Below are 8,565 nucleotides of genomic sequence, written 5' to 3' on the forward strand. Positions count from 1 at the left end.
GACTGGACCAGCGCTACAAGCGCGCCACAAAGGTTCTGGGCGACTGGACCAGCGCTACAAGCGCGCCACAAAGGTTCTGGGCAGCTCACCCCAATATGTGTCTTCTCGCTAAAAGAAGCGCGGACAGGGAAGGCGGGCAGTCCTTATGCCTCGGAGGGATGGCCGAGCGGTTTAAGGCACCGGTCTTGAAAACCGGCGTGGGTGCAAACTCACCGTGGGTTCGAATCCCACTCCCTCCGCCACATCAAAACAAACCCGCCAATTTTAGCGCTGCTCATTTGCGAGGCGTATCGGGCCGAGCCCATCGCCGCAATTGCGCCATATTCTCGCCCGTTTCGAACCACAGTCGATTAATAGGCTAGCAAGCATTTCCTGCGCACAAGGGGACTGGGGATAGCGTGCGCGAACTGTTTTTCCATCTATGCGCGACAGCGTTGTGGTGGCGCTTGAGTAGACTGGCAGGGGACTTCACGATCATGCAGCATTCGACGCGGACGCGTTTTGGTCGCGCATCGACGGTCAGCATTCTTGCTGCGACCGCAGTATTCATTGCCGGCTGCGCTTCGCAGCCGACCTCTGTCGCCGGCAAGAAGCGTTCAAAGGAATATTTCGCCGAATCCGAATATGGCGTGAAGGCGAGCCCGCGCGTCACCACCAAGATGTCCGGCCTGCAGCGCGGCGGTGGCCGCGACCAGACAGGCAAGCCCTACAAGGTTCGGGGCAAGTGGTATTATCCCAAGGAAGACAAGAACTACGCAACGGTAGGTGCTGCGTCCTGGTATGGCGACGCGTTCCATGGCCGTCTGACCGCCAATGGCGAAATCTATGACATGACCCATCTTACGGCGGCCCATCCGACGATGCCGCTGCCCAGCTACGCCAGGGTGACCAACACCAAGAATGGCAGTTCAGTGATCGTGCGCATCAACGATCGCGGGCCTTATTCGAACGATCGTGTCATCGACCTGTCCAAGCGCGCCGCTGAAATGCTCGACTATGCCCATAGCGGCACGGCCAATGTGAAGGTCGAATATGTCGGACGCGCACCGCTCGACGGCCAGGACGACCAGTATCTCCTCGCGTCCTACCGACCTGGCAAGGGTATGGGCGATCCGACCAATGACGGCTTGCCGACCGGCGTGATGATCGCCATGAACGGCCCAACGCCAAGCGTCGGGGTGGGGCAGGCGGCTGCCTTCCCTGGCACGATGACGAATACTGCGCCGGCGGTAGCAATGCAGGCCGGCGCCCCGGCCAACACGCTTGCAGCCCAGGCGGTCCAGTTCGAGCAGCCTGTGATGGCAGCGCACGGGCAGGGCATGGTCGATGTCGCCTTGCCGGATTTTGGCCCCATCGCGCCTGCGCGTCCCGTGGAAATGATGCAAGTTCCTCAGTCGCGTGTGGCTCTCGCCACCATGGGCTACGCCAGCGAACGCGAAAGCGAAGCTGCAAGAGCCTTCGGGGTGCTGGAAGGCAAGGGGATTGCGTCAAACGACATCACCGATTCCTGGAAGCGCCTCAATCCAGGGCCGCGCGCCCAGCAGGACCTGGATTCTTATGTCGCCGCCGGCACTTTCGAGGACGGTGAAGAAGCCAAGCGTGTCGCCAAGGCGCTTTCCGCCTATGGCCGTACTTTGGTCGAGCAATCCGATTTCGAAGGCAAGACCTGGTATTCGGTCGACCTCTATCCGGATGGTAAGATTTCGCTCGACGCCATGCTCAAGGCCGCATGGACGCACGGCGCGCCCGACGCTTTCGCCGTGCACGACTGAGTTCGCCGGTTCGGCGAGTTGTGGCTATCGTGCCCGCCCGGTTGATCTGCCCAGACAAGGCCTGATAGTCTTTGAGGCCTCGACCGGAATTCGGGGCCGAACGGGGCAGCATCTCCCATGATTTTCAGACTATCCGCGCCGCTCATGTTGTTGACCGGCCTATTTGCAGCGCTGGCCTTTACCAGCCAGGCACAGGCGCAGCTGTTCGAAACCAAGGCACCACAGGCCTACATGATCGATGCCGAAACCGGCACCGTGCTGTTTTCCAAGGATCCCGACAAGCTCATTGCACCAGCTTCACTTGCCAAGCTGATGAYGATGGAGGTGGTGTTCAACGCCATCAAGTCGGGCCGCTACAAGCTCGACGATACTTTTGCCGTCAGTGAAAACGCCTGGCGCACCGGCGGTGCGGCATCGCGCGCCTCGACCATGTTTGCCGCGGTGAGATCGCAGATCCGCATAGAGGACCTGATCCAGGGCGTGACCGTGCAGCTTGCTAATGATGGCTGCATCATACTTGCCGAGGGCATGGCCGGATCGGAGGGCAATTTTGCGCTGCAGATGACCGAGCGCGCACGCGAGATCGGGCTCAAGAAGTCGGTGTTCGTCAATTCGACCGGGTTGCCCGCACCGGGCCAGATGACCACCGTGCGCGAGCTTGCCGAACTTGGCCTGCACATCTGGACGACCTATCCCGATTTCTACAGGTACTACGGCCTGCCCGAGTTCACCTGGAACAAGATCCTGCAGCGCAACCGTAACCCGCTGATTGCCATGGATATTGGAGCTGACGGCATGGCTGCCGGCTTCACCGAGGGCGAGGGCTTTGCCATCGTCGGTTCGGTCAACCGCGAGGGCAGGCGGCTGTTTGCCGCCATGGGCGGCATGGCCAGCGACCGCGAACGCTCGGAGGAAGCCCGCAAACTGCTCGACTGGGGCATGCGGGCATTTGAGAAGACCGAGATTTTTGCCGCAAACGAAACGGTCGGCGAGGCCCAGGTGTTCGGCGGGGTGAAATCGCATGTGGCGCTGGTGGCCCAGAAGCCTGTCTCCATCTTCTTGCCCATCACCAACCGGGAGCGGCTGGTTGCCCGCATCGTCTATGACGGCCCGGTGGCAGCACCGGTGGCCGCCGGAACGCCGATAGGATCGCTCAAGGTTTGGATCGGCGATACGCTGAGCCAGGAGACGCCGTTGTATGCAGCCGAAGCCGTCGGTGTCGGCTCGCTGCAAAGCCGCGCTTTTGACGCGGTCAAGGAGCTTGCCATCGGCTGGCTGCGATAGTTCGGGTGGACCTTTGCCACTCTCGACGGTAGAGCTTCAGCACTTACATATGCCGTGAGGCCGTTCGTTCGGCAGAACTTGCGATACGGCGGACAGAAAGGCATTTGGATTGGCGCGCGGCTTCTTCATCACATTCGAAGGCGGCGAGGGCGCAGGCAAATCGACACAGATCGAGCGCCTGGCCTCAAAGCTGCGCGACAAGCGCTACGACATCGTCGTCACGCGTGAACCCGGCGGTTCGCCCGGCGCGGAAGCGGTGCGGCATGTGCTGTTGTCAGGTGCCGCCGAGCCCTTTGGACCGGAAATGGAAGCGCTGCTGTTTGCCGCTGCACGTTCCGACCATGTCGAGCAGGTGATCCGGCCGGCAGTGGAGCGCGGCGCCATCGTGCTCTGTGATCGCTTTTTGGATTCTTCGCGTGTCTATCAGGGCGTGACCGGCAACCTTGACCCGGACTTCATGGCCGCGGTCGAGCGCGTGGCGATCAACGGCATGATGCCCGACATGACGCTGATCCTCGACCTGGACCCGACAGAGGGCTTGCGGCGCGCGACGGCGAGGCGCGGCCAGGATGTCGCCGACCGGTTCGAGAAAGAGACAGTCGACATTCACCAGCGCCGGCGCGAAGCCTATCTGGCGATCGCCGAAAGCGAACCCGAACGCTGCGTGCTCATCGACGCCTCGCTGAACCAGGAGGATGTCGAGCACGYCATCACCGATGCGGTGTTCGCAGCCCTTGAGGCGCGCGCCACAGCAGGCAGCCGGGCGAGGGTGGACGCCTGATGTTCGAGCGCATCGCCCCCGAGCAGCACGACACATTGGACGGCGTGCCGGAACCGGCGGAGAATCCCCACCTGTTCGGCCATGAGCAGGCGATCTCGATGCTCACTGCCGCCTATCGCTCGGGCAAGCTGCCACACGCGCTGATCCTCACCGGCCCGGTCGGCATCGGCAAGGCGACACTCGCCTTTCATCTCGCCCACCATTTGCTGAGCTATCCCGATTATCGCAGCGCGCCTGAAACGCTGGCGCATCCAGACCCCAAGTCGGCGCTGTTCAGGCAAGTCGCCACTGGTGCGCATCCCTCGGTGCTGCATCTGACGCGGCCGCAAAACGACAAGACCAAGGGTTTCAAGTCGGTCGTCACCGTCGACGAGATCCGCAAGGTGTCGCGCTTCCTGTCGATGACCTCGCACAATGGCGCCTACCGCGTCGTCATCGTCGATCCGGCCGACGACATGAACACCAACGCTGCCAACGCACTGCTCAAGAACCTCGAGGAGCCGCCGGCGCGTACGCTGTTCATCCTGATCGTGCACGCGCCCGGAAGCCTGTTGCCGACCATTCGTTCGCGTTGCCAGACCATTCGGCTGACCCCACTCGAAGATGATGCCTTGTTGGCAGCGCTTGCAGGTACCGATCAGCCGGCACCGGATGAGCCGGAAGCGCGCGCCGCGCTCGTGCGGCGGGCAGGGGGTAGCGCACGCGTGGCGATCCTGCTCACCCAATATGGTGGGCTGGAGATCGCCGAGGCGCTCGACAAGATCGTGCAATCGGGCCGCAACGACATTGCTGCCGCACACCGGCTGGCCGATGCGGTGGCGGGCAGGGACAACGCCATCCAGTTTGACGTCTTCAATCGCCGCGCACTCGACCTGCTTTCCGACACGGCGACTGAGGCCGGCTACAACTCGGACCTTTCCAGGGCCAAGATCCTGTCCGATGCTTGGCACGAGGCGCAAAACGCGATATCCGAGACCGAGACCTACAATCTTGATAAGAAACAACACGTCCTGGCCATGATCGACCGCTTGAATACCGCATTGCGAATGTGACGCTCGTCCGAGCCGGATGGCAATCGCCATGCCGATGCGTTATCTGACCGCGACCCTTTCAATCCGATATTCATGACGGCTCATCCATGTCCCGCGAAAAATTCTACATCACGACCGCTATTTCCTACCCGAACGGCAAGCCGCATATCGGGCACGCCTACGAGTTGATCGCCACCGACGCGCTTGCCCGCTTCCAGCGCCATGACGGCAAGGACGTGTTCTTCCTGACCGGCACCGACGAGCACGGCATCAAGATGCTGCAGACGGCAAATCGGGAAGGCATTTCCGCGCGTGAACTTGCTGACCGTAATTCGAATGAATTCAAGAAGATGGCAACACTTCTGAATGCGTCGAACGATGATTTCATCCGCACCACCGAAGAGCGCCACTACGCTGCCTCCCAGGCGATCTGGAGGGCGATGGCGGAGAAGGGCGACATCTACAAAAGCAGCTATGCCGGCTGGTATTCAGTGCGCGACGAAGCCTATTACGGCGAAGAAGAGACCGAAGTCCGTCCCGACAATGTGCGCTATGGCCCCCAGGGCACGCCGGTCGAATGGGTCGAGGAGGAGAGCTACTTCTTCCGCCTGTCGGCCTACCAGGACAAGTTGCTTGCGCTGTACGACAGCCAGCCGGACTTCATCGGCCCCAACGAGCGCCGCAACGAAGTGGCGAGCTTCGTTCGTTCCGGCCTGAAGGACCTGTCGATCTCGCGCACCACCTTCGACTGGGGCGTGCCGGTGCCCGGTGACGACAAGCACGTCATGTATGTCTGGGTCGACGCGCTGACCAACTACATCACCGCGCTCGGCTATCCCGACACCAATGCCGAGAAGTGGGCCTACTGGCCTGCGGTGCACATCATCGGCAAGGACATCGTGCGCTTCCATGCCGTCTACTGGCCGGCTTTCCTGATGTCGGCAGGCATCGAGTTGCCCAAGCGGGTGTTCGGCCACGGATTCCTGTTCAACCGCGGCGAGAAGATGTCGAAGTCGCTCGGCAACGTCGTCGATCCGTTCACCATGGTCGAGCATTACGGCCTCGACCAGGTGCGCTATTTCCTGTTGCGCGAAGTGCCGTTTGGCCAGGATGGCAGCTACAGCCACGAAGCGATCGTCAATCGCACCAACGCCGATCTCGCCAACGATCTCGGTAATCTTGCGCAACGCTCGCTGTCGATGATCGCCAAGAATTGCAATGGCGTCGTGCCGCAGCGCGGTGAACTGGCTGATGCCGACAAGGCGATCCTCGACCAGGCTACGGCAGCACTGGTGACCGCGCGCAAGACGATGGCGGAGCAGGGCATCCACCACGCGCTTGCGGCGATCTTTGCCGTCGTTGCCGAGGCCAACCGGTATTTCGCCGCACAAGAACCCTGGGCACTGAAGAAGACCGATCCGGCGCGCATGGAAACGGTGCTGTGGACCACCGCCGAGGTGATCCGCCGCGTCGGCATCATGTGCCAGCCGTTCATTCCTGCATCGGCCGCCAAATTGCTTGACTTGCTGGCCGTGACCGACAGGGACTTTGTCCATGTCGACGCTGCACATGCGCTTGTGCCGGGCGCGGCATTGCCGACACCGCAGCCGGTGTTCCCGCGCTTTGTCGAGCCGACGACGGAAAGCTGAGGCCACAGAAAAGATGCTAGTCGACAGTCATTGCCATCTCGACTTTCCTGACTTCGCCGAAGAGCGCGCGGAGATCATCGCGCGCGCCAAGGCCGCCGGGGTCGAGCGTATGGTCACCATCTCGACGCGCGTGAAGCGCTTCGAGCAAGTGCTTGCGATCGCTGAGGAATATGACGAGGTCTATTGCTCSGTCGGCACCCATCCGCACAATGCCGCCGAAGAACTCGACGTCACCACGGCCGATCTGGTCAAGCTTGCCGCGCACCCGAAGGTCGTTGCGATCGGCGAGGCGGGGCTCGACTATTTCTACGACAAGGCGCCTCGCGATGCACAAGCGAAAGGGTTGCGGAACCATATCGCGGCGGCCCGCGAGACCGGATTGCCGCTGGTCATCCACGCCCGTAACGCCGACGAAGACATGGCAGCGATGCTCAGGGAAGAAACAGGGAAGGGCACCTTCCCCTTCATCCTGCATTGCTTTTCCTCCGGCGCCGAGCTTGCACGCATTGGCGTCGAGCTTGGCGGTTACGTGTCTTTCTCCGGCATCGTGACGTTCAAGAACTCGGCCGAGCTGCGCGAGATTGCCAAGGACGTGCCGCGCGACCGGTTGCTGGTCGAAACGGACGCGCCTTACCTTGCGCCGCCACCTCATCGCGGCAAGCGCAACGAACCGGCCTTCGTGGCCCACACGGCTGCCGTCCTAGCCGAGACGATTGGCGTCAGTGCCGGGGAAATCGCCGAGATCACCACCGCCAATTTCTTCCGGCTGTTCACCAAGATGCCGAAGCCGGCCTGAGCGATGCCGGATACGCTGCGCCTCACCATATTGGGCTGCGGCTCGTCGCCGGGCACGCCGCGCATCACCGGCGACTGGGGCGCGTGCGATCCGACCAATCCGAAGAACCGGCGCACGCGCGCGGCGGCGATGGTCGAGCGCATTTCAGCGTCCGGCACGACCCGCGTCGTCATCGACACGGGACCAGATTTCCGCGCCCAGATGTTGGCGGCAAACGTCAGCCATATCGACGCCGTGGTCTACACACACCCGCATGCCGACCATATCCATGGCATAGACGACCTCAGAGGCTATGTGCTCGAGCGCGGCAGCCTGATCGATATCCATGCCGACCAATTCACGCTGGAACGCCTGACGCTGGCCTTCGGCTATTGCATCAAAACGCCGCCGGGAAGCTCGTATCCACCGATCGTTAGGCCGCGCATCATCGAGCACGATCAGCCGTTCGTCATAGCAGGAGAGGGGGGTCCCCTCACCTTTTTGCCGCTGCCGCAGATCCATGGCGACATCATTTCACTCGGCTTCCGCGTCGGGCCGATCGCCTATTGCTCCGACGTCAGCGACTTCCCGGAGGCCACGGCAGCACTGATGGCCGGCCTTGAGCTGCTGGTCATCGACGCATTGCAGCACAGGCCACATGTCAGCCATCTGTCGCTGTCGGAGGCGCTGGAATGGATAGAGAGGCTCAAGCCGAGCAAGGCCGTCCTGACGCACATGCATGTGCCGCTGGACTACGCTGCCGTCATGGACGCCACGCCGGCGCATGTCGAACCAGCCTATGACGGCATAATCATGGAAATACCTTATCCGTCAGGGTTATAGACGGACTGTTTGATGCGGTCAGGCGTTGCTGGTTGTGTCGATAAGCCAGAATGGCCGACGACCATAGGCGCGCCGGTTTGCATACAGGTGCATCCTGTGGCCCCATACAGGTGCATTCTGTGGCCCCAAGCTTGCAGCTTGCGTGAAGGCCAGCGGCACACGAAACGCGGCCGAACAGCGCTCCGGCGTATCATTGCAGTTCCATAATCTATCTTATGCGATAGTTGGTTGTAGCCGCAAAGTTGGAATGTCCTGATCCTGCAAAGTAAGAATGTCACTCTGCCCGCGTTTTGACGACGCGGGAGATTGCGGATGGGACTGATTGCGATGAGCGAGCGCGATCTGCAACGGATCGAAGTTTTGTCGAAGGTTGTTGCCGGCCGGACGACGATCGTTTCGGCAGCGCATGTTCTGGCGCTGAGCCCGCGCC

Annotated in this window: 7 protein-coding genes and 1 tRNA gene; all 8 read left to right on the forward strand. The window is 61.7% G+C overall.

Annotation, left to right across the window (positions count from 1 at the left end):
* Positions 1 to 152: 152 nt before the first annotated feature.
* A tRNA-Ser gene (locus tag AC1DUU_RS15310) sits at positions 153 to 242 on the forward strand.
* Positions 243 to 476: 234 nt separating this feature from the next.
* A complete protein-coding gene (locus AC1DUU_RS15315) occupies positions 477 to 1,772 on the forward strand; it encodes a septal ring lytic transglycosylase RlpA family protein (protein WP_476784263.1) in 1,296 nt (431 codons plus the stop codon).
* A 117-nt stretch (positions 1,773 to 1,889) separates the two neighbouring features.
* Positions 1,890 to 3,056 (forward strand): D-alanyl-D-alanine carboxypeptidase family protein, encoded by a 1,167-nt coding sequence (locus AC1DUU_RS15320; protein WP_476784264.1) that lies wholly within the window; start codon positions 1,890 to 1,892, stop codon positions 3,054 to 3,056.
* Positions 3,057 to 3,165: 109 nt separating this feature from the next.
* Entirely contained in the window at positions 3,166 to 3,837 is a 672-nt protein-coding gene (gene tmk, locus AC1DUU_RS15325; RefSeq protein ID WP_476784265.1) for a dTMP kinase, read from the forward strand.
* Positions 3,834 to 4,889 (forward strand): DNA polymerase III subunit delta', encoded by a 1,056-nt coding sequence (locus AC1DUU_RS15330; protein WP_476784269.1) that lies wholly within the window; start codon positions 3,834 to 3,836, stop codon positions 4,887 to 4,889. Before tmk ends, AC1DUU_RS15330 begins: the two co-directional genes overlap by 4 nt.
* Positions 4,890 to 4,975: 86 nt before the next feature.
* Positions 4,976 to 6,517, forward strand: a complete 1,542-nt coding sequence (gene metG, locus AC1DUU_RS15335; protein ID WP_476784266.1) for a methionine--tRNA ligase — start codon at positions 4,976 to 4,978, stop codon at positions 6,515 to 6,517.
* A gap of 13 nt (positions 6,518 to 6,530) precedes the next feature.
* Entirely contained in the window at positions 6,531 to 7,313 is a 783-nt protein-coding gene (locus tag AC1DUU_RS15340; RefSeq protein ID WP_476784267.1) for a TatD family hydrolase, read from the forward strand.
* A 3-nt stretch (positions 7,314 to 7,316) separates the two neighbouring features.
* Positions 7,317 to 8,135, forward strand: coding sequence for an MBL fold metallo-hydrolase (locus AC1DUU_RS15345; protein ID WP_476784268.1), 819 nt, complete (start codon positions 7,317 to 7,319; stop codon positions 8,133 to 8,135).
* The last annotated feature ends 430 nt before the right edge of the window (positions 8,136 to 8,565 follow it).

The sequence above is a fragment of the Aminobacter sp. P4_H6_2 genome (assembly GCF_056400805.1).